Genomic DNA, 20,832 nt, shown 5'->3' with positions numbered 1-20,832 from the left:
GCCGAACACCTCGCCTGGCTCCGCGAGCGCCGCATCGTCCCGCGCATCGCACGCCCGGGCATCGAATCGAGCGAACGGCTCGGCCGCCACCGCTGGAAGATCGAGCGGTCCATCGCCTGGCTGTTCGGCTACCGCCGCCTCACCGTCCGGTACGAACGCAAGGGCTCCCACTTCCTCGCCTTCCTCGGCCTCGCGGCCGCCCTCACCTGCTACAAGAAACTCGCCAAGATCACCACGTGAGACATCCTCTTAGTTCCCGATAACGCTCAATCAGAGTATCTGGCCACCGTGGCCGAAGTCGCTGAAATTTCCGGCTGGCTGCTGTTCGACGCAGGCAAACAAGAGGAATCTCGCGCAGCGTTCCTTGAATCACATATGCTGGCACGGCATGCCGGAGACAAATCAATGGCCTGGTTCGCGCTAGATATGCTTGCGATGCACGGGATCGAGCATCAACGCCCCGGGGAGACACTTCGTATCGCGGAGGAAATCCTCACTGATTCCCGGGTTCCTCCCCGCGTTGCACTGCTCGCACGCATCCGAAAGGCACGTGCGCTTGCAGATACGGGACGTCGGCAACAGGCCTTGAAGGAATTTGCAGTTGCGAGGAGCTCGCTGGCAAGTTCGATCACGACTCGCGATCCTTCATGGACGTGGTGGGTCGACGACCGGGAACTTTCGGGGCACGAAGGTGAAGCCCTGCTATCTCTAGGCGAACCAAATGCAGCTGTCCCGAAATTGCGACGCGCTCTGGATCTTGCCATTGAGAGTGACTCAAACAGGCGGGTAGTCCTCTATTACAGCGTCGCTCTGCTGACAGCCTATGCGTCTGGACAAGCGTGGCGTGAATGCGAGTCGACCCTGGTGACGCTGCCTTCGTTGCTCGAAAACGTCACCTCAGGGCGAAGTCGGCACAGGTTGCGAGCAACAGTGCGCGATATTACTCGCGCCCCGGATTCTCCTCGGTGGCTGTCGGATCTAGCGCGTGAGACGCTGGCCGCCTAATCAGGGGAGCGGCAGATCCAATCCCGCCGACGTGACAGCCTCGGCCTCGACTGGCCGGGGCTGTCACGTGTGCCGGTTCGGCGCCCCCGACGACGCCGTCGCCCTGGGCCACCAGGCCCTGGACTCGCCCCGCGTCGTCGACTCCGTCCTGGGCCGGGCCGGCGACCTCACCATCTTCCTCACCCGCCGCTACCCCCGCCGGACAGCCGTCGAAGGCCTGCGCGAACGCCTGGCCGCCGCAACCCGGGCCGCCCGCCCCGCGCTGACCACCACCTCGTGAAGGAGAGCCGGCTATGGCCCAACCAGACTCTGGCGAACGCCTGATCAACATCCGCAAGCCCTACCTGGAACTGATCGCCAACGGCCGCAAGACCATCGAGGTCCGCGTCGCCTACTCCAGCATGCGAAAGATCAGCGCCGGCCAGGTGCTGCGGTTCGCCTCCGGCGACACCTCCTGCCGCACCCGCGTCACCGCAGTCAACGCATACCCGTCTTTCGGAGCCATGCTCGACGCTGAGGACAACACCGCGATTGGCGCCGAAGGCATGGACCGCGATCAGCTCCTGTCCGCCTGCCGCGCCATCTACCCGCCCGAGAAGGAAGCCCTCGGCGTCCTCGCCATCCACCTCCAGCTCCTGCCCGAATAGCCTTTCCCTGTGGCTATCCCCGCATGCGCGGGCCTACTGCGCCGCGTTTCTCAGCTCCGGGCGTGCGCTCGCAGTGCGGCAATCAGCCATTCGAACGCCGCGACATGTGAGGGGAACCGCGGCGTCCCGTTGAGCACGCCCAGCAACTGCCAGTACCGCTCCACCCTTCGGTCGGTGAAGGTGGCCAACCGGTCGGCCAGCCGGGCGTGTTCGGCCGCAGGCAGCCCCGGCTCGACGATCCGGTGAAGGATCTCCGTGCCCTCGGCCGATTCCGGGGCGATGTGCTCGCGCACCGCCCGGCCTGCGTGGTCCACGACCTTCATCGGGTCGGGGCCCTCCGGCTGCTGCGCTCCCTGCGCTCCGGCCACGGCCATCTCGCGTACCCGTTCCCGGAACGATTCCTCGCCGACCAGCTCGGCCAACTCGACCCAGGCGTCCACCTGTTCGGGAGTCGGTTCGGTGGGCAGGTGTGCCGGGAGGGCGCGCATGGCGTGGGCGATGTGGGCGCCGGGTGCGTCGGGGTCGACACCGTCGAAGGTCTCGTGGACGAAGTCGTCGATGATCCGCTGCCGTTCGTCGGCGGACATCCGGGCCAGTTCGTGCATCATTCTCATCTCCTCGGTCGTGCTGTCCTCTCGAGCGACCCGCTTCAGCACCGCGCGCCGCACCTGCAGCGTGCGGATCTCCGCGTCCAGGGCCCGCACATGTGCCCTGGCCACGTCGCGCACGGTCACCTGCCGGTCCAGCACACGGCGTACCGTGTTCAGGTCGAGCCCCAGCTCGCGCAGGGTGCGGACCAGGAGGACGCGGGCGGTGGCATCGGCGTCGTAGAGCCGGAAGCCGCCTGCCGTACGGCCGGTCGGCTCGGCAATGCCGTTGTCGGACCAGAAGCGGAGCGTGCGCACGGAAACTCCGGTGCGCACGGCGAGTTCGCCGATGGTCAGCATCTCGGTGGGGTCGCTCACGAGGACAACTCTCATCCCTCCAGCAGGTGGAGAATCAAGCCCCTTTTCGCGGCCCCCGGCCGGACAAAGCAGAAACCCCACGCGTAAAGGCCGCACCAGCTCTACGCTCGGGCCAGTGCAGTGTCTCTCCTCCGGAAGGGGCCCGTATGTCCGGTCAGTCCACGCGGTCCACGCGCGTTCCCCTACCGCGCGAGCTGGAAAGGGCGCGGCGTATGCACCGGTTGGGATACGGCGTGTCCGTCATCGCGAAGGTGCTGGGGCGCAGCCGGGAGGACATCGTCGGCTGGGTGAAGTACAGCGACCGGAGCCGGCAACCGTCCCCTGCTCAGGGGGCGCGTACGGCCCGGGAGATGCGGCAGGAGACCGTGCGCGCGAGGCAGGCGCGCAGGCTGTGGGAGAGCGGGGCGGCGGTGGAGGACATAGCGCGTGGCCTGGCCGTACCGGTCAGCCGCGTGGAGGCCTGGCTCTCCCTGCCGTGACCGTCCACAAGCCCCTCGGGTAGCGTGCCCGACAGCAAGTGATCTTCGACGAGGGGTGGGTGCACGCTCCGTATGATCCGGACGCTCTTCTGTATCGCGGTGACCCAGGAGTTCTTCAACGCCGGTGATGAGGAACGTGATGCCGTGATCGAGGCCATCCCCGGCGCGTTCGACGACCTCGCCGGGCGCTTCGGCGCCACCGTGCTGGGCACACTGGACGACGACCGGGCCATGGTCGGCGCGTCGGCCGGCTGGCCGTGGACCTCTTACATCCTCGCGGACGTGCCCGACATGACCGCGGTCGAGGAGATCTGCGGCGTCGTGCGCGAGACCCGCGTCGGTGACGGACGGCTGTGGCGGTATCTGCGGATCGAGGCCCGGATGGGCCGACAGCTGTTCTTCGGCAACGCCTGAGCACGCGGACAGCGGAAAGGGGAACGCGGTGTCGGACGGAGCGGAACTCGCCGGGCGGACCGCCCTGGTCACCGGCAGCGCACGCGGCCTCGGCCGTGCCCTGGTGCACGCCTTCCGGGACGCCGGGGCCCGGGTCGTAGCATGGGACGTGGACGAGGACGCGAACCGGGCGATGGCCCACGAGGCCGACCCCGGTGGGGAACTGGTGGTCCCCATGGGCGTCGACCTGGCCGACCTGGACGCGCTCGCCGCCGGTTGTCGTCGTGTGCGCGAGCTGTACGGGCCACCGGACATCCTGGTCAACAACGCCGCCCGGGCCCTGACCAAGTCCCTCTGGGACATCACGCCCGCCGAGTGGGACCAGGTCTTCGAGGTCAACCTGCGGGCCGTGTTCTTCCTCACCCGCGAGGTCACCGGCGACATGCGGGCCCGGGGCAGCGGCCGGGTGGTCAACCTCGCCTCCATCGCCGGGCAGGCACCCCGGCCCACCGGCGCCGCCTACGGAGCGGCCAAGGCGGGGATGATCGCCCTGAGCCGCGTCTTCGCCGCCGAACTCGGCCCGTACGGGGTCACCGTGAACACCATCGCCCCCGCCATGATCGACACCCCCATGGTCCGCTCCGTCGGCGAGGACGTCCTGGCCGGGTTGACGGCCCAGGTCCCGGTGGGCCGCATCGCCACCCCCGAGGAGGTCGCACGGCTGGCCGTCTATCTGGCGGGTCCGCATGCCGGGTTCATCACGGGGGCGACGTACGACATCAACGGCGGGGCGTTGATGCGCTGAGGTCAGCCGGCGGCTTCCATGGCATGCCGCCAGGCGTGCAACGTGCGTTGGGCGTGCTCGGCCATGAGGGTTCGGATCCGCTCGGCAGTCTCCGTGGCCGATGCCTCGATGTTCCATGCGTGCATGCAGGCCAGGCGGCAGGATGTGCCGTCCGCCTCCTCCAGCCGCCATGAGCCGATGTGGTGCCGCAGGTAGGGGCGCGGCTCCGGGTGGAAGTAGTCGATGCGGTTCGCCGAGCAGTATCGGACGAACCGGCTTCGCCTGCGCCCGTCCTTGGCGGCCACCGTCATGATGAACTCCTGGTGGCGCCCGTCGTCGTACTTCATGTCGACGGCTTCGACGTTGGGCAGGTGCCGCGGCCAGTCGGCCGCCCGGAACAGGGCGCCGAAGACCCGCTCGGCGGGCGCGGCGACGACGGTGCTTTCCTCGTGTGACCACGCGAAGAGGTCCGCATTCGACGGGGCTTCGGTTCGCATCGGCATAACCCCCTGAGAAATCCGCTCATTCCAGGATTACCCGGGCGTCGGCCGTATGACCCCGGCCCGTCAAAAATTGCCGCATCAGCAATATTGCCCAACCGGCAAGTTCTGCTCTACGGTAGCCGTCATGGCACAGGGAGACGACCCTCAACTCGGGCTGCGGGAGCGCAAGAAGCGGGAGACCCGCGTCGCGCTGAGCCAGGCGACGATCCGCCTGTGCGTCGAGCGCGGGTGGGACAACGTGAAAGCGGAGGACATCGCCGCCGCGGCGAACGTATCCGTACGCACCTTCCGCAACTACTTCTCCGGCAAGGCGGAAGCGATCGCCGCCGGCCACCTGGAGCGCATGCTGCGGGTGGCCGACGACGTACGCGCCCGGCCGGACGGCGAGCCGCTGTGGGACTCGGTCGTCCAAGCCGTGTCTGCCCAGTTCGTGCCGCAAGGCACGGCGACCGGCCCGTCGGCACATGACCAGCGCTGGAGGGACGGACTGCGGCTCATGCTGGCCGAGCCGGCGCTCCAGGGCGAGGTCGTCAAGGCGAACGCGGCCGCGCAGGACGTACTGGCCGAGGCGATCGCCGAACGCACCGGTACCGATGCGGCACTTGACGTGTATCCGAAGCTGGTCGCCGCGGTGGTCTGCGCGGGCAGCGCGGTGGCCGTGGAGCACTGCCTGCGGGCCGATTCCCCAGTCCCTCTCGCACCGGTGCTGACCGAGGTGTTCGACCGGCTCGCCGCGGGCCTCCCAGTGCCATAACCGAACCGACGTGCAAAGACGAGGAGTTGACCGTGATCACCGATGCCGTCGTCGCGGGAGGCGGCCCGAACGGGCTGATGCTCGCCTGCGAACTCGCTCTGGCCGGCGTCCGGCCCGTCGTGCTGGAGGACCTGCCGGTCCCGAGCGAGGTACCGAAGGCCAACGGCCTGCTCGGGCAGGTGGTACGGGTGGTCGACCACCGTGGACTGTACGAACGCCTCTCCGGGGCCCCCGGGCCGCCGCGGCCGAACTCCGTCTCCTTCATGTTCGCCGCGATGGGCCTGGACCTGAGCCTGCTGCCGGACAGTCCCGTCCACGGCCTCGCCGTGCCGCAGCGCCGCATCGTGCAGGTCCTGGAGGAACGTGCCGCCGAACTCGGCGTCGACATCCGGCGCGGGCATCGCCTCGTCGGCCTGTCGCAGGACGACGAGGCAGTCACCGCCGACGTCGCCGGCCCGGACGGGGAGTACCGGCTCCGGGCCCGCCATCTCGTCGGCGCGGACGGGGCGCACAGCGCCACCCGCAAGCTGTCCGGCATCGGCTTCCCCGGCGTCAGCTACGACCGGACGACCACCCGCACCGCACACGTCACCGTCCCGGCGGAGTGGGTGGATCCCACCACCGGAGCCCTGACCGTGCCCGGCCATGGAACCGTCGCCCCGTTCCTGCCCTGCCGCACCGAGCACGGGGGCTTCTCCTACGCGCCGTTCCCCGGCCACCCGCCGCTGGTCAGCACCACGGAGTGGGACCAGCCCAGCAGCGAGGAGCCCATGGGCCTCGACGAGATGCGGGCGAGCGTCCGCCGCGTACTCGGCGCCGACCTGCCGCTCGGTCCGCCGACGGGCCAAGGGCCGTACGTACTGCGCCGATTGACCGGCGGCAACACCCGTGTCGCCGAACGGTTCCGCGACCGCCGGGTGTTCCTCGTCGGCGACGCCGCCCACGTCTACGCCTCGGGCGGCGGCCCCGGGCTCAACCTCGGCCTGCAGGACGCGGTCAACCTCGGCTGGAAGCTCGCCGCCCGGATACGCGGCGGGGCCCCGGACGACCTGCTCGACAGCTACGACACCGAGCGCCGGCAGGCCGCCCTCCGCATGGTCATGAACGCCCAGGCACAGTCCGCGCTGATCGCACCGGGCGGTGATATCACCGCGCTGCGCGAGCTGTTCACCGAACTGCTCGGCCACCGGGACACCGTCCAGCACCTGGCCGACCTCATCGCGGGCACCGATGTCCGTTACGACATGGGCATCCCCGATGCGCACCCCGCCGTCGGCCGGTTCGCACCGGACGTCACCCTGCACTCCCCCACCGGTGTGGTCCGCCTGGCAGAACTCGCCAGAACCGCAAGGCCCCTCCTGCTCGACCTGACCGAGGACGCCTCCGTCACCAAGGCGCTGTCGGACCGCGGCGACCGCATGGACCTCGTCGCCGCCCGTCCGCAGCTCCCCGCACCCTCGGCCACCGCCCTCCTGCTCCGTCCCGACGGCTATGTGGCGTGGGCGTCGGACTCCCCTTGCCCGAGCGCCGCGGAACTGGACGCGCTCCGGACAGCCGCACAGCGATGGTTCGGCTCCGCCTGAGGGGCGGAATCACAGCGCATGTACCGGCGCGCATCCTCAACTCTGCGACGTCTGCAACCATTTCGCTCCCCCGGGTGTCGTACTGGATGTACCTCCCGTTAAGGAAAGTTGCTTTCGAAAGGGGAGAAACATGATCAATTCATCCATTCGTCGCATGACGGCTGCCGGTGCTGTCGCGCTGCTCGCCGGAGCGGGTGCGCTGGCGGCGGCAGCACCGGCCGGTGCCGAGCCGGTCACCCACGCGTCGGCGGTGACCGCAGTTGCCGCGGCGGCTCCGCCGAAGGGGAAGGTGGTCGCCAAGGAGCCGCTGTCGATCAGGGAGCGGCCGACGGCCTCTGCGAAGTACCTCGGTGCGCTCAAGCCGGGTTCGGTGATCGAACTGTCCTGCAAGAAGCACGGACAGACCGTGCAGGGCAACGACCTCTGGTACCTGCTGGCAAGCAAGCCCGGTTACGTCTCCGCGCGGTACGTGAAGAACCTGGCACCGGTGCCGTTCTGCAAGAAGTAGAGCGAAACCCTCGCTGCGCCACGCACACACGCCTGCCCTAATAGCCCGTCACTTCGCACTATCCGACGGCCTTCACCGGTCGGAAAGGGCGTGTGTGCCCGCCGCATCCGGCGCCAGTGCCGCGAACGGCACGCGGAAGAGCACCGTACGAGGGGGCAGTCCGAGCACACCGGGAACGGGGCCGGCTCCGCTCGTGATGAGGCGTCGTCGGCCCTCGGTGCGATTCAGGGAGGGGCTGAGGCGCGGGGGCTTAGAACGTCTGCTCCGTGCGCCATGTGGCCTGGCTGGTGGGATTGGCCAGGTCGGTCGAGACTCCGGTGAGATGGCGGTCGGTTCCCAAGGAACCGATGCAGCGGCCCCTGGTGCCGTCGGACCAGGGGATGACGAAGTAGATGTAGTTGCCGTCCACGAAGCCCTGCTCGATGGTGCCCTTCGCGCCGTTGCTGCTCTTGGTGGCGGTGCCGGTGAGGTTTCCCTGGGCGTCCTGGGTCACGGTGAGCGTGGAGTTGATCAGGTTGCTCTGGTACATGGTCCAGGTCCCGCCGGCGTTGAAGCCGGGAGCCTTCACGGCCCGCGTGACGGTGGCCGATGCGGATTGCGGGTGGGCGGCGCCTGCGGCGGGAGCCAGGGCGATGCCGCCGAGGCCGACAGTGAGAGCGATGGTGACAGCAGCGATTCTGGTGCGCATGCAGAATCCCTTCGATAGGTGGTGAGTTGTCCGGCATAAGCTGGACTGCGAGTGATGAGCACGACAGGGGCGAATGGTCTCGCACCAGGGGCCACCCGACCGGGTGGCCCCTGGTTCCCCTCGGCGCCTGGCCGTTGTTCACCGGCGGCTGCTCGGCCATCCGTCGTCCTTACGCGCTCCAAGTTGAGCTGCCACGCCATGGGCTGTCACGCGGGTACCTGCCCGCTCGGCCGGGTCATCCGCCGGGCGTTCCCCCGGACGCCGGTCCCGCTACGCGGTTGCGTACGACGGCGCGGGGGCGGCGGTGCGTTGGTCAGGGGAGGTTGACCCCGAATGCCGAGAGCTCGGTGCTGACCGGCTCGAAGAAGGTCGTGCCGCCACTGGTGCAGTCGCCGCTGCCGCCCGAGAGCGTGCCCAGTGCCTCGGTGCCGTCGAAGAACGGACCGCCGCTGTCACCGGGCTCGGCACAGACATCGGTCTGGACCAGGCCGGAGACCGTACCCTCCGGGTACTGGACGGTGACGCCCGTGGCTTGGACCGTGCCCCCGTGCACTTGGGTGGTGCTGCCGCTGCGCTGCACGGACTCGCCTACGAACGCATCCGACCAATGGGTGATGGGCTGCGATGACCCGTTGTAGAGGTTGACCGCACTGGGGTGGTCGATGCCGGGGTTGTACTTCACGAGCCCCATGTCGTTGCCGGGGAAGCTGCTGGCGGCCGTGTTGCCGATCTGCGTGCCGCTGGCGTCGGTCCAGACGGTGCCGGCGTTCGTGCAGTGCCCCGCGGTCAGGAAGTACGGAGTACCGTCGCCGCCGGTCACGTTGAAACCGAGCGAGCAGCGGATGCTATCGGTGAAGATGGCGTCGCCGCCCAGCATAAGGGGCTTGAACGCCCCTTGAGTGTGCCGCATGTCGATTTCGTCGCCGTACGCACGGGCTGCCGTACTGAGGTTGTTGAACTTGGCGTTATCGACGGTGCGGTCGGCGGTGACGACCATCCTGTCGGACCTCGGGTCGATCGCCCAGGCCGTGCCCGGCGTCTTGGTCTTCTCCCTCACTGCGTCACCGGCCGCCTTGAGCTGGGCCAGGGTGTACTTGACCGTCTTGGGTTCGGCGCCGGCCTGGCTCGCCTTCAGGGCCCCGGCCTCGTTGATGACGTTGACCACGAGCTTCTTGGCGCTGGCGACGTAGTACGACCCCGCCGCGTCCTTGCCCAGGTCCTTGGCCAGGCTGGCCGAGAGCGTTCTGGCCTCCTCGACGGAGAGCTCCCGCGGCGCGGCGTGCGGGGCCGACGGCCGGGCCGGGGACGCGGCGTTGGCACTGGGAAGGCTGAGACTGCCCGCGAGAGCGAGGGCCGCCAGGCCCGTGACCGCGGTGGCCGTGATCCGGCCGATGGGGCGCTGCGTGTTCAACTTGCCTCCTCAAGATGGTGGGGTCGGGCCGTGGGCGGCCGCCGGCCCCGGAGGACATGTCGGGCGCAATCCACCCTCAACTACGTTATGCACTCGGATGGTTGCGCTACGTTGCGTTGCTCAAGGTAAGGGGCGCCCTGGGGGCGTCTGCAAGGGTGATGATGCGCGCGCATCTTCCTCGCCACCTGCGGTAATGACGGATACGTGACGGCAGTTGCCTGGCCGTCACATCGGGCCATGACGTATGCCTCCGTCATGTTTCTGTATGCGCAGGCGATGACGGCGTCACCGATGTGTGGCGTCGGCGAAGGCCGTGACGTGATGGGAAGTGATGAGATGTGGTGGGGGATGAGGGAGGGTGTAAACAGGCCATGCGGAGAGCCGGCGGGAGCCTTCGAGAGTCAGGGTGCGCCAGTTTCGTGGGATTTAGGTGATATTCGCATCGTCTACTCACGGGGTCGCGCGATCCCCCGACGCGCTGGCCCGCCGGGCAGCCCCCGCACCACCCCGACGCGACTGTCCCGTCTCAGCCACCCCCACGGCAGCCGCCTGAAGATCCCTCCGCTGCCGTTCGGCTGCCCGCCCATCGACGCCGAACCGAACGGCAAGCCAGATCGCGACCGCACTCCAGTCCACCGTGACCTGCGGGAAGAGGATGTGACACAGCCTAACCACCGAGGAACGTGACCGTCTCGGCGAGCGGGGCCCGGCTGATGCGGGGGTGGCGGACGGTGGTGTCCTCGTAGCCGATCGACATCCCGCAGTACAGGACGAGTTCCCCGGGAGGCGACAGAACCTCCGCGACCGTCCTGCGGTAGATCGACCAGGCCACCTGCGCGCAGCTGTGGAGCCCCTCGGCGCGAAGCAGCAGCATGACGGTCTGCACGTACATGCCCACGTCGGCCCATTGGGCCGGTCCCATGTCGGCGTCTATGTAGCAGAACAGGGCGGCGGGAGCGCCGAAACAGTCCCAGTTCGCGGCAGCGACCCGTCGGCGTGCCTGCGTGTCGTCGGCGGGTATGCCGAGTGCGCCGTAGCGCTGCTCGGCGAAGGCGGATCGGCGGTCGCGGTAAAGGGACTTCAGACGGGGAGGGAGCATCTCGTACTCCCGCTCGTCCCCGGGGTCGCCCGCGGCCACCCGCTCGGCGGCGCGCTTCTTGAGTTCGGTCAGCGGCGTGCCGGTCAGCACGTAGGTGTGCCATGGCTGGAGGTTGGAGCCGGACGGCGTCCGGGACGCGGCGGACAGCACACGCTCAAGTGCCGCCCGGGGCACGGGTCGTCCGGTGAAGCCGCGCACCGACCGTCGGCTCATGACCGCTTCGTAGACGTTCACGATCTCCTGCCTCCCCGTCCGGGAACCCTGTGTCTTCCTATCGTGCTGACGGCCGGGGATGCAGAGAAGTGACCGCCGCCCCGGCCCGGGCGGGAGGGGACGGCGGCCGGATACCGCTACGCCTCCGCGAACTCGTCGTCCTCGCCCTCGCCCGCGGACACGTCCGCCTGGGCCGCGACGACCTGGAGCACCGCCACCTCCTCGTCGACCGCCAGCGACACACCGGCTGGAAGCGCGATGTCCTTGGCGTGCACGGTGTGCCCCGAGTCCAGGCCCGCCACGGAGACGGTGACCGACTCGGGGATGTGGGTGGCCTCGGCCTCCACCGGCAGGGTGTTCAGCAGGTGCTCCAGGAGGTTGCCGCCCGGGGCCAGGTCGCCCTCGGTGTGGATCGGCAGCTCGACGGTGATCCTCTCGCCCTTCTTCACGGCCAGGAAGTCCACGTGGACCAGGAACCTGCGAATGGGCTCGCGTTGCACGTCCTTGGGGATGACCAACTCGTTCTTGCCGTTGATCCGCATCTTGATCAGGGCGTTGGGCGTCTTCAGGGCCATCATCAGCGCGTGGCCGTCGACCGCCACGTGCTTCGGCTCGGCGCCGTGGCCGTAGACGACGGCGGGCACCTTGTTCTCCCGGCGGATACGCCGGGCAGCGCCCTTGCCGAAGTCGGTCCGCAGCTCGGCAGTGAGCTTCACCTCAGCCATTTCTGCACTCCTCGCTCAACTCGTCGGACTCTGCTGGGCATTCGCCGCCCGGCTCCGACGGAGCTCTGCCAACTGCTGCGAAGAGCACGTCGATCACGGACCGCCGCACCCCATGACGGCGATGCGGCCTCCCTCGCCGGGCAACTCGAACGAGCCTAACTCGCGGATCGTGTTCGGGCATCAGTGCGTGGGATACGAAGCCGCTTCCAGCGCCGTCTCGAGCGCCGACGCCAGGCGGTCGACGGCCGCGACGGTGGCGTTGCGGCCGAGGAGGCCGATGCGCAGGATGCCGTCGTCGTACGGGGCGAGGCCGCCCGCGACGGCGATGCCCGCGCGGGTGAGGAGGTCGCGCCGGAGGTCGTCGGCGCGTTCGTGGCGCAGGACCACGACCAGGTTCGCGGCGCAGTCGGCGGGTTGGGCCGGTTCCAGGCCGAGGTTCTCGAGGGTGTCGCGGCAATGGGCGGCCAGGTCACGGCGGCGGGTGAGGCGGGTCGCGCCCTCGGCGAGGAGGGAGCGGACGGCCACGGCCAGGGCGAGGACGGCGCCCACGGGCATGGTCACCGGGTGGGGCTCCCACTCGGGGCTCTCCTCGCGGGCCCGGGCCCATTGGGCGAGGTCCAGGTACCAGCCCCGGGAGGGACGGGCGGGGCGGGTGAGCAGGTGGTGGTGCGCGCGTTCGCCGAGGGCGACAATGCCCAGGCCGGGCGGGGCGCCCAGGCCCTTCTGCGGGGCGGTGGCCACGGCGTCGAGGCCCATGGCCATGACGGACAGGTCCTCGCCCCCGGCCGAGGCCACGGCGTCGACCACGCACAGGGCACCGGCCGCGCGGGCGGCCCCGGTGAGTTCGGCGACGGGGTGGCGCACCCCGGTCGAGGTCTCGACGTGGACGGCCAGCAGGCCGTGCGCGCCGGGGAGTTGACGGGCGACGTCGGCGACCGGCACGGCGGTGCCCGGCGGCACGGGGACAGTGCTCACCTCGAGGCCGTGCGCCCGGGCCACCTCGATCAGGCGGCGGCCGAAGTAGCCGGTGTCCGGGACGACGACGCGCTCGCCCGGCGAGAACAGGCTGCCCACCGCCGCGTCGATCGCCGCGCTGCCACTGCCGGGCAGTACATGGCAGTGCGGTGCGTCGAGGAGTTCGCACAGGAGCCGGAGGATCTCCGCGTGCGCCGCGGCCCACACCGGTCCGTAATGCGCGCTCACCTGGCGGGAGTACGCGGCCAGCACGTGCGGCTCGACCTCGCAGGGGCCCGGGATCATCAGGGTCGGGCCCGGGGCCTCGAGAAGGGTGTCCAGCATGGGCTCAGACATGGGCTCAGGCATGGGCTCAGTCCGGCCGGTGTGCCTGCGCGGCGGCGTCCCGGAGCGTTCGCCACAGCTTGTCGACGTCTTCCTCCATGGTTCTGATGTTGCCGATGGAGACGCGGATGGCATAGCCGTCACGGAGTTCTCCGTGGGAGAGGAAGGCCGTTCCCGACCGGTTGACGGTCGTCAGGATGCGCTCGTTGAGGTCGGCGATCCTCTTGCGGTGGCGTTCGGGGTCGGCCTCGCGGCCGGAGCGCAGTGCGCGCGGTTCGTAGCGCAGGCACAGCAGCGGGAGCGGCGACGCGGCCGGGCAGGTCCAGTCGGGGTCCTCCGCCACCTGGGACCGCAGCTTCCGGGCCAGGCGGACGGAGTGCGCGAGGCGCTCGCGCAGGCCGTCGACGCCATAGCTGCGGATGATCCACCAGACCTTCAACGCCCGCAGGCTCCGGCCGAGTTGGAGCGAACGGTCCATGTAGTCGACGGCGTCGGCGTCCGGAGGGGTGCGCAGGTACTCCGGGACGAGCCGGAAGGTGTGCGCGAGCGCGTCCGGGCGCCGGCAGTAGAGCGCGGTCACCTCCAGGGGCGTGTACAGGACCTTGTGCGGGTTGATCACCAGCGAGTCGGCCGGGGACATGTCGGGTACGACGTCGGCGAGTTCGGGCGCGAGGCGCCAGAATCCGCCGTAGGCGGCGTCGACGTGGAGCCACAGGCCGTGCGCGCGGCAGACCGCGGCGATCTCGGGCACGGGGTCGAGGGAGGCCGTGGTCGTCGTGCCGACCGTCGCGACGACCGCCATGGGGCGCAGGCCCGCGCGCAGGTCGGCGCGCACGGCGCGGTCCAGGAGGTCGGGGCGCATACGGTAGTCGTCGTCGGTGCCGACGCGTACGACGTTGGCGCTGCCGATGCCCAGCGCGATGGCCGCCTTGTCGACGGAGCTGTGCGCCTGGTCGGAGGTGTAGACGCGCAGGGCACCGGGGCCGATGCCGCACAGGCCCTCCTCCCTGATGCGCAGCCCGGGCAGGGCGTCGCGGGCGGCGGCCAGCGCGTACATCGTGCCCAGGGACGCCCCGTTGATCAGGACGCCGTCGGCGTCCGCGGGGTATCCGGCCAGGTCGGCGAGCCAGCCGAGCACGACCGTCTCGAGCGCGGAGGCCGCGGGAGCGGAGGCCCAGACCATGGCGTTGACGTTGAGGGCGGAGGTGAGCAGGTCGGCGAGCATCCCCGGGAAGGAGGCCGAGGTGCTGAAGTAGCCGTGGAAGGAAGGGTGGTTCCAGTGGGTGAGGTTCGGTACGACGAGCCGTGAGGTGTCGGCCAGGATCTCCGCGAAGGCGTCGGGCCGTGCGGGCGGGTCGCTCCGGAACATGGCGAGCAGTTCGTGGCCGGACAGCCGGGTGCTGACGGGGATCTCCCGTACGTGCTCGAAGTGTTCGCGGATCATGCGCAGGACGTCGCGCCCGTGCTCCTCGAACCGCTCGGGCGGCCAGTCCCCGACCGCGGGCGGGGTCACGTCAGCGGCCATGGGCGGCCGCCTCGCCGTCGCCGGGTGCGAAGAGCTCGGCGACGTCTGTGTCGTGTCCGGTGGGACGGTCCTCCCACTCCCAGCCCCCGGAGACCGAGAGGTTGGCACCGGAGACGTAGGCCGCCTTGTCCGAGGCGAGGAAGGCGACCGCCTCGGCCACTTCGTCCGGCGTGCCGAGCCGTCCCGCGGGGACCCGTGCGCGCATCCACTTCTCCTGTTCGGGGGGCAGCATGCCGTTGTCGATGAGGCCGGGAGAGACGCAGTTGACGGTGATGCCGTGGGCCGCCTCCTCGGCGGCGAGCGTACGGGCCAGGATCACGACGCCGGTCTTGGCGACGGTGTAGGCCGCGAGATGGGGCGCGCCCCGTACGAGGTGCACCGGGCCGAGTCCGATGTTCACCACACGCCCGTACCGCTGGGCACGCATCGCCGGCAGCGCGGCCCACGTGGTGTAGTAGGCGGAGTGGAGGTTGCTGTCGATGACCTGCTGCCAGCGTGCGGGAGGCATGTCGGCCACGGGGCCGAGCGTGAACTCGCCGACGTTGTTGACGAGGATGTCGAGCCGACCGAAGCGGTCCACGACCCGCTCGACCAAACCGCGGGCCTGCTCCGGGTCGCTGACGTCCGCCTGTTCGGCGGCGGCGCGGCGGCCCTGCCCGGCGATCTGTTGGACGAGCTCGCGGGCATCGCCCTCGGCGGAACGGTAGTTGACGACGACGTCGGCCCCGTCACGGGCCAGGATCCGTGCGATAGCCCTGCCTATCCCCCGCGACCCGCCGGTGACGAGAGCGCACTGCCCCTCGAGTGACACTCCTTCTCCTCTCGGTTCTCAGTCGACGTCGACAGGGAGGTCGTCGTAGTAGCCGATCTCCCGTGGGACGGAGCAGTATTCCGTCTGGAAGCCCTTGATCAACGGCTCTTCCGCGCGGGCGAGTTCGCGGTGCTCGGCGACGCTGCGCCACTGGTAGATCATCAGTATTCGCTGCGGTGCCTCGTGGCTGCGCAGGAACTGCGCGTGTCCCGCCCACCCCGCGTCCGCGTGGGCGCCCGGGCCCACGAGGTCGTCCATCTTCTGCATCAGTTCCAGCGCCTGGCCGGCGTGCTGGGGCTTGAGCGTCCAGGTCTCGACGACCGTCACCATTGCCGCATCACTTCTTCCTCACTTCTTCCTCTCGTCCCAGAACTCTCTGAGCAGGGACTGTCCGCCCTCGACGAATCGCTCGCAAATGGCCATGTGGTACGTACGGTTGTCGCGCTGCGCGGAGACCAGTGCGGCCCAGCTGCCGGCGACCTCGGCGGGGACCGCTCCGGGGCCGCGCAGCAGGCCGCGCATCGCCCCGCGCACCTCCTTGAGCTTCTCGAGCATCTGGATGTGCTCGGAGTTGAGCCGGCCGGAGAAGCCGGGGCTCAGATGGGGCTCCGCCATGGAGGGGCGGATCAGGTCGTCGTAGATCTCGGGGCTGAAGGACGCGGCGTACTTCATGCTGGACGTGGCCGCTCGGTAAAGGACCGCGAGATCGTCGAAGGCGGCGGCCGTCAGGAGCCAGTCCCGGTCGTCCAGCCCGCGCAGGGCGTCGTGCAGCCGGGTGTTCATCGCCACCAGGTGCAGGTGGAACATCTGGTGGCCGAGCTTCCACCGCCGTACGGCCGTCCGTTCGTCCGGGGAGAGCCTGCTCATAGCTCTCCGGCCCCCGCTCCGGCGTGCCCGGCGGTCTCGAGCAGGCCCGTCCATCGCGTCAGGGTGAGCCGCATGACGGTGAGCAGGCCGCACGCGATGTCGAAGCGGTCCTCGGCGTCCAGCCCGGCCGCGTCCAGGTCCTCCAGGACCCGGTCGTGGACTTCGAGACAGGTGCGGGACCAGTCGGCGAGGCCGCCGGCCGCACGGTCGATACGGAAGTAGGCGTCGTACTCGCCCGGGGTCGAGGCGCCGCTCGCCGGGTCGGGGATCCTGCCCTCCGGGGGCAGGGCGACCAGTGCGACGACGTCGGCATGCGGATCTGCGGGCTGGGAACCCGTCATCTTCATCCCCCCGTGGAATGCGCCAACCGGCTGCCGCCGAGCCTACGTCGGCCCTTGTCGGCCCGTCACACATACGACAGTGGGAACAAGTCAGCGAATACGGGGGCGAGTTGGTCACGTGAGTTGCCGCGTGTAACAGCACTCCTCTCGCGTCACAGAGCCCTGTGGCGTCGCCGCAGCTCCGCTCGTACGGCGGTCACTTGTGGCGCAGATGACCGAAAACCGTTTCCGTACAGGTCAGACGAGGCTCGGCTCAGACGAGGCTCGGCGGATCGTAGAGGCCGTCCTCCTCCAGGGCCCTCAGCCGGTGGTAGTCGGCCTCCAGCTCCCCGGGGTCGTCGGAGGCGAGGTACACATAGCCGGCCGAGGTCAGCAGGTCCACCGTGCGCGGGGCCGGGTCGCCCTCGGGGATCGTCAGGACCATGTCGGTGTACGTGCGCAGGGCGCGCACCGGGGCGAAGCCGGCGTGGTCCGGCACGATGCCGTCCCGGGGTGCGATCAGGTTGACGTAGCGCAGGTGGCGCACGATGCGGCTCGTCCGCAGGGTCCCGTCGAGCACCCGCCCGGGGTGGGCGATCGACTGGGCCAGGCAGTCCAGTTGGTCCGTGCCGAGGTGGGCGGACACCACGCCCGGCAGCTGGGCGCCGCCCAGCCGGGCCCCGCACTCGACGAGGACGGGTCCCCTGTCGGTGAGCATGACCTCGGTGTGGGCGGCCCCGTTGCGTATCTCGAGCGCGTCCAGCACCCCGTGGACGTACGCGCCGAGGAGCCGGCCCCGGGGGCTCTCCGGCAGCAGCGGATGGTCGAAGTCGCAGATGGAACGGCCGCCGGGCGCCACGCGCTTGTGGTAGCGCCAGATGTCCACGACCCGGTGGACCCCGTCCACGCTGACGGTGTTCACGACATGTTCCTCGCCGGCCAGGAACTCCTGGGCCAGGACGGCCGCATCGGGGCGGCGGTAGCGGTCGTGCCCGCCGAGGACGATCGCGTGGGCCTTGCGGATCTCCTCGGCGTCCTCGCAGAAGAACACCCGGTCCGTTCCCGCGCTGGCGACGGGCTTGAGGACGACGGGCCAGCGGCCCAGGTCCGCCGCCCACTCCACCGTCTCCTCCGCGGAGGCCGAGCGGAAGGTGGCCGGGGCGTCCAGCCCCGCCGCGGCGACCACCCGTGCCATCAGGTACTTGTCGCGGCGGGCCTCGGGCCGGGCCATGCCGTTGCCGGGCGTGCCGAGTTCGGCGGAGAGCGCGTCGGCCAGGAGCACGCCCGACTCGGCACCGGCGACCACGTGCCCGACGCCGAGCCCGCGCAGCGCCCGCGCGGTCGCGGCCAGGTCGCCGTCGTGCCGCAGGTCGACCGTGAAGTCCTCGGGGCGGTAGGCGAGATGGACGTCGGGGTGCGGCGAGCGGACGTGGACGTACTCGATGCCGTGGCGGCGCAGCGCCTCGGGCAGGTAGCGGGCGATGCCGTAGGCGTCGACGATCGCGCATGTCACGGTCATGGAGGTCGTGGAGGTCATGGAGATTCCTTCGCGGTCGTGCCCGGGGGTGCGGGGTGCCGCCGCTGTCGCCGTCGCGCCGCGCTCCGTTGCTCGTGGCGGTGCCGGGCGAGCACGCCGACGGCGACCAGCAGGGTGATCGCGGTGACGCACCCCACCGTGAGCGGGGCCACCGACAGCCTGGGGTCGGCCAGTTGCAGCAGCACCGCGAGCGGCGGCGACAGGGAGCACAGCAGCGACACGGTGATCGGTTCGGTGCCCTTGATGGCCACTTGGAGGAGGTAGAGCGGCAGGCCCACGCCCAGCACCGCGATCACCGCGGCGGTCGGCAGCGCCGGGGCGAGATCGCCGGCCCCGCCGGTGAACAGGACCATGCCCCAGGCCGCCAGCAGGGTCAGCGGGAACCGGAGCGACAGCACCGCCCGGGCGTCGAGGCCCGCGTCGCTGAGCCGCTTGGAGAAGATCACGTTTCCCGCGGACGCCAGCCCGCACAGCAGGGCCAGTGCCATCCCCGCGAGGGCGTGACCGGCGCTCAGGCCGCCGACCGCGCTGCGGCCCGCGAGGCTGCCCCACACGAGCACGGCGAGGAAGACGCAGATGCCCGCCGACACGGCGATCTCCGCCGTGAGCACCCGTCCGCGCCGCCGCAGCAGCGGGTCCAGCAGCACGGTGATGACCGGGCCCGTGGCCAGCCCGACGACGTTGACGATCGCGGGCTCCAGGTACACCAGCGCGTAGAGCATGCTCAGCCAGCCCGCCGCCGTGGTCACGTTGATCGCCACGACGTCGGCGCGGTGGGTGCGCAGCGGCCCGAGCACCCGGGCCGGGCCGCGCGCGACGAGGTCCCAGCCGAGGAAGAAGAGGGTGAGCATGCCGAACGACAGGGCGGCCACGGTCACCGGGCTGTGCTCCTGCAGACGGCTCCCGGCGTACACGTCGAAGCCGGCGCTCACGGCCGCGTACGCGATCAGCACCGGCACTCCGCGCCTCAGGTCACCCTTGGCCGAGGCCGGTCCCCGTATGGCAGGCACGTGGGCGACCTTTCGGAAAACATCTGCTCGTGTCGTCTGCTTGCGTCATCCGCTTGTCTGCGAACGGTGCCAGGAGGTTCTTGCGTCCCACCATCGGTTCTCGCTCAACTGTCCGGAATTGAGCCGCACTTTGTCCTGGACGTGTGGCGGAAACGTTCCGGGTCCGTTCAAGGGAACGCGATGGCGGGCAGTCTCGTCTCAGCCGGTGTGGCCCAAATGCGTACGGTCCGGTGTGCCGTGCGCAGGGGGAAGGGGCGTACGGCAATGGACACCATGAGCGCGGAGCGGCGGCATCCCATGCTGGCCGGTCGGTACCGGCTCATCGGCCAGCTGGGCAGCGGGGGCATGGGCGTGGTCTGGCGGGCCTTCGACGAACTCCTCGGCCGCGAGGTCGCGGCGAAGGAGGTGCGGGCCCCGGAACGGATGCGCGAGGGCGACGTCCGGGTGCTGTACGCGCGGCTGATGCAGGAGGCGCGCGCCGCGGCCCGGATCAGCCACCCCTGTGTGATCACGGTGCACGACGTGGTCGAGCAGGAGGGCCGGCCGTGGATAGTGATGGAGCTGGTGCGCGGCAAGTCGCTGGCCGATGTGCTCGAGCAGGAGGGCGTCCTCGACCCCCGGGAGACGGCCAGGATCGGGTCGGCGGTGCTCCAGGCGCTGCGCAGCGCGCATGCCGTGGGGGTACTGCACCGTGACGTCAAGCCCGCCAACGTGCTGCTGGAGCCCGGCGGCCGGGTGGTCCTCACCGACTTCGGCATCGCCCAGGTCGAGGGCGCGGGCGGGCTGACCCGCACCGGCGACCTGATCGGCTCCCCCGACTACCTGGCCCCGGAGCGGGCCCAGGGCCGGCGCCCCGGCACGCCCTCGGACCTGTGGTCGCTGGGCACGACCCTGTACGCGGCCGTCGAGGGGATCTCCCCGTTCCGCCGTTCCTCGGCGCTCAGCACGCTGCACGCCGTGGTCCAGGACGACCCGCCCCCGCCGCGGCGGGCCGGGCCGCTCACGCCGCTGCTGCTGGGGCTGCTCCGCAAGGACCCGCAGACCCGGATGGGTTCGGAGGAGGCGCAGCGGCTGCTCGACGCGGTGGCCGCGGGGCAGCCCGCCGAACGTCCGCCCGGCGCGGCGTACATCCCGACGGCGCCCGCCGTACGACCGCCGACTCCGACTCCGACGCCGATGCCGTTGCCGACCCCGACTCCGATGCCGTTGCCGACCCCGACTCCGATGCCGTTGCCGACCCCGACTCCGGTGGCCGCTTCCTCGGCGGCGCCCTTCGCCGCGCACGTACCGCCGCAGCCCGGCCCGGCGACGCCGCCCGCCGCCCTGCGGTCGGTGAGCACGGCGGGGTTCGGGCACCCGACGCGCCCGGTGCCCGGCCCGAACCGGCGCCGGGTGCTGCTGCTCCTCGTACCGGTGGTGGCGTTGCTGATCGCCGTCGCGGTGATCGCGCGGGAGGGGAACGGCGAGGGCACCGGCTCGGGGCGTACGGGGAGCGTGACCACGCCGTCCGCGACCACCGGCCACTCGGCCGGGCCGGGAGCGACCGGGAGCGCCGCCACCGGCCGGTCCGTGCCCCCGGCCCCGCCCCTCGGGCCCGGTCCCTCCTATCCGAGCGAGAGTCCCACGGCCACGTGCGGGGGCGGCTGGGTGACGGCGTGCGGCGACGGTTATTGAGCGGGTTGTCGATCGGATGGTCGAACTGACGG

At 70.5% G+C, this 20,832-nt stretch carries 23 protein-coding genes and 1 pseudogene; 11 read left to right on the top strand and 13 right to left on the bottom strand.

What is annotated here, in order from left to right; genetic code table 11:
* The 4 genes from ACV530_RS11705 to ACV530_RS11690 form a co-directional block, all read left to right on the top strand.
* Window positions 1-240: transposase (locus ACV530_RS11705; protein WP_494332296.1), on the top strand; the 240-nt coding region annotated here is incomplete at its 5' end.
* Between the two features lie 3 nt (window positions 241-243).
* Entirely contained in the window at window positions 244-1,005 is a 762-nt protein-coding gene (locus ACV530_RS11700) for an NsdA family TPR-like regulatory protein (protein ID WP_494332305.1), read from the top strand.
* Between the two features lie 31 nt (window positions 1,006-1,036).
* Complete coding sequence (locus ACV530_RS11695) at window positions 1,037-1,285, top strand: hypothetical protein (RefSeq protein WP_494332295.1); 249 nt, start codon at window positions 1,037-1,039, stop codon at window positions 1,283-1,285.
* A gap of 13 nt (window positions 1,286-1,298) precedes the next feature.
* Window positions 1,299-1,652: an ASCH domain-containing protein gene (locus tag ACV530_RS11690; protein WP_494332294.1), complete on the top strand. Its 354-nt coding sequence runs from the start codon at window positions 1,299-1,301 to the stop codon at window positions 1,650-1,652.
* Between the two features lie 50 nt (window positions 1,653-1,702).
* Here ACV530_RS11690 and ACV530_RS11685 read toward each other — a convergent pair whose 3' ends face one another.
* Entirely contained in the window at window positions 1,703-2,617 is a 915-nt protein-coding gene (locus ACV530_RS11685) for a helix-turn-helix domain-containing protein (RefSeq protein WP_494332293.1), read from the bottom strand.
* Window positions 2,618-2,829: 212 nt separating this feature from the next.
* Between ACV530_RS11685 and ACV530_RS11680 the strand changes: the two genes are divergently transcribed.
* The 3 genes from ACV530_RS11680 (at window position 2,830) to ACV530_RS11670 (ending at window position 4,294) form a co-directional block, all read left to right on the top strand.
* Window positions 2,830-3,096: a hypothetical protein gene (locus ACV530_RS11680; RefSeq protein WP_494332292.1), complete on the top strand. Its 267-nt coding sequence runs from the start codon at window positions 2,830-2,832 to the stop codon at window positions 3,094-3,096.
* 72 nt (window positions 3,097-3,168) lie between these two features.
* Window positions 3,169-3,510 (top strand): hypothetical protein, encoded by a 342-nt coding sequence (locus ACV530_RS11675; RefSeq protein ID WP_494332291.1) that lies wholly within the window; start codon window positions 3,169-3,171, stop codon window positions 3,508-3,510.
* Window positions 3,511-3,538: 28 nt separating this feature from the next.
* Window positions 3,539-4,294: an SDR family NAD(P)-dependent oxidoreductase gene (locus ACV530_RS11670; protein ID WP_494332290.1), complete on the top strand. Its 756-nt coding sequence runs from the start codon at window positions 3,539-3,541 to the stop codon at window positions 4,292-4,294.
* Window positions 4,295-4,296: 2 nt separating this feature from the next.
* Here ACV530_RS11670 and ACV530_RS11665 read toward each other — a convergent pair whose 3' ends face one another.
* On the bottom strand, window positions 4,297-4,770 hold the full coding sequence (locus ACV530_RS11665) for an SRPBCC family protein (protein WP_494332289.1): 474 nt from the start codon (window positions 4,768-4,770) through the stop codon (window positions 4,297-4,299).
* 130 nt (window positions 4,771-4,900) lie between these two features.
* On the opposite strand from ACV530_RS11665, the gene ACV530_RS11660 reads away from it, so the two are divergent.
* The 3 genes from ACV530_RS11660 (at window position 4,901) to ACV530_RS11650 (ending at window position 7,621) form a co-directional block, all read left to right on the top strand.
* On the top strand, window positions 4,901-5,530 hold the full coding sequence (locus tag ACV530_RS11660) for an acyl-CoA-like ligand-binding transcription factor (RefSeq protein ID WP_494332288.1): 630 nt from the start codon (window positions 4,901-4,903) through the stop codon (window positions 5,528-5,530).
* Window positions 5,531-5,562: 32 nt separating this feature from the next.
* Entirely contained in the window at window positions 5,563-7,113 is a 1,551-nt protein-coding gene (locus ACV530_RS11655; protein ID WP_494332287.1) for an FAD-dependent monooxygenase, read from the top strand.
* Between the two features lie 130 nt (window positions 7,114-7,243).
* Window positions 7,244-7,621, top strand: a complete 378-nt coding sequence (locus tag ACV530_RS11650; RefSeq protein ID WP_494332286.1) for an SH3 domain-containing protein — start codon at window positions 7,244-7,246, stop codon at window positions 7,619-7,621.
* 250 nt (window positions 7,622-7,871) lie between these two features.
* Here ACV530_RS11650 and ACV530_RS11645 read toward each other — a convergent pair whose 3' ends face one another.
* From ACV530_RS11645 to ACV530_RS11595, 11 genes and pseudogenes are all read right to left on the bottom strand, one after another.
* Window positions 7,872-8,309, bottom strand: coding sequence for a hypothetical protein (locus ACV530_RS11645; protein WP_494332285.1), 438 nt, complete (start codon window positions 8,307-8,309; stop codon window positions 7,872-7,874).
* 313 nt (window positions 8,310-8,622) lie between these two features.
* The gene (locus ACV530_RS11640) at window positions 8,623-9,720 is read right to left on the bottom strand and encodes a S1 family peptidase (protein ID WP_494332284.1); all 1,098 of its coding nucleotides are present in this window, start codon (window positions 9,718-9,720) and stop codon (window positions 8,623-8,625) included.
* Between the two features lie 667 nt (window positions 9,721-10,387).
* Window positions 10,388-11,053 carry a nitroreductase gene (locus tag ACV530_RS11635; RefSeq protein WP_494332283.1) on the bottom strand — a complete coding sequence of 222 codons (666 nt, stop codon included), beginning with the start codon at window positions 11,051-11,053 and terminating at the stop codon, window positions 10,388-10,390.
* Window positions 11,054-11,169: 116 nt separating this feature from the next.
* Window positions 11,170-11,757, bottom strand: a complete 588-nt coding sequence (locus ACV530_RS11630; RefSeq protein ID WP_494332282.1) for a 50S ribosomal protein L25/general stress protein Ctc — start codon at window positions 11,755-11,757, stop codon at window positions 11,170-11,172.
* Between the two features lie 180 nt (window positions 11,758-11,937).
* Entirely contained in the window at window positions 11,938-13,068 is a 1,131-nt protein-coding gene (locus ACV530_RS11625; protein WP_494332281.1) for a pyridoxal-phosphate-dependent aminotransferase family protein, read from the bottom strand.
* A 16-nt stretch (window positions 13,069-13,084) separates the two neighbouring features.
* A complete protein-coding gene (locus ACV530_RS11620) occupies window positions 13,085-14,581 on the bottom strand; it encodes a pyridoxal phosphate-dependent decarboxylase family protein (RefSeq protein WP_494332280.1) in 1,497 nt (498 codons plus the stop codon).
* Window positions 14,571-15,392, bottom strand: coding sequence for an SDR family NAD(P)-dependent oxidoreductase (locus ACV530_RS11615; protein WP_494332279.1), 822 nt, complete (start codon window positions 15,390-15,392; stop codon window positions 14,571-14,573). The genes ACV530_RS11620 and ACV530_RS11615 overlap by 11 nt, the downstream gene beginning before the upstream one ends.
* 18 nt (window positions 15,393-15,410) lie before the next feature.
* Window positions 15,411-15,722, bottom strand: coding sequence for a hypothetical protein (locus tag ACV530_RS11610; RefSeq protein WP_494332278.1), 312 nt, complete (start codon window positions 15,720-15,722; stop codon window positions 15,411-15,413).
* A gap of 18 nt (window positions 15,723-15,740) precedes the next feature.
* Window positions 15,741-16,600: pseudogene (locus ACV530_RS11605) on the bottom strand (3-methyl-L-tyrosine peroxygenase-related protein).
* A 253-nt stretch (window positions 16,601-16,853) separates the two neighbouring features.
* A complete protein-coding gene (locus tag ACV530_RS11600; RefSeq protein WP_494332277.1) occupies window positions 16,854-18,116 on the bottom strand; it encodes an ATP-grasp domain-containing protein in 1,263 nt (420 codons plus the stop codon).
* A complete protein-coding gene (locus tag ACV530_RS11595; protein ID WP_494332276.1) occupies window positions 18,113-19,126 on the bottom strand; it encodes an EamA family transporter in 1,014 nt (337 codons plus the stop codon). Before ACV530_RS11595 ends, ACV530_RS11600 begins: the two co-directional genes overlap by 4 nt.
* 264 nt (window positions 19,127-19,390) lie before the next feature.
* On the opposite strand from ACV530_RS11595, the gene ACV530_RS11590 reads away from it, so the two are divergent.
* Window positions 19,391-20,800, top strand: coding sequence for a serine/threonine-protein kinase (locus ACV530_RS11590; RefSeq protein WP_494332275.1), 1,410 nt, complete (start codon window positions 19,391-19,393; stop codon window positions 20,798-20,800).
* Window positions 20,801-20,832: the final 32 nt, after the last annotated feature.

This window comes from Streptomyces sp. SX-6 (genome assembly GCF_059089585.1).
Note: the sequence above shows the minus strand (reverse complement) of the source record. Positions and strands in the feature narration are given on the sequence as shown.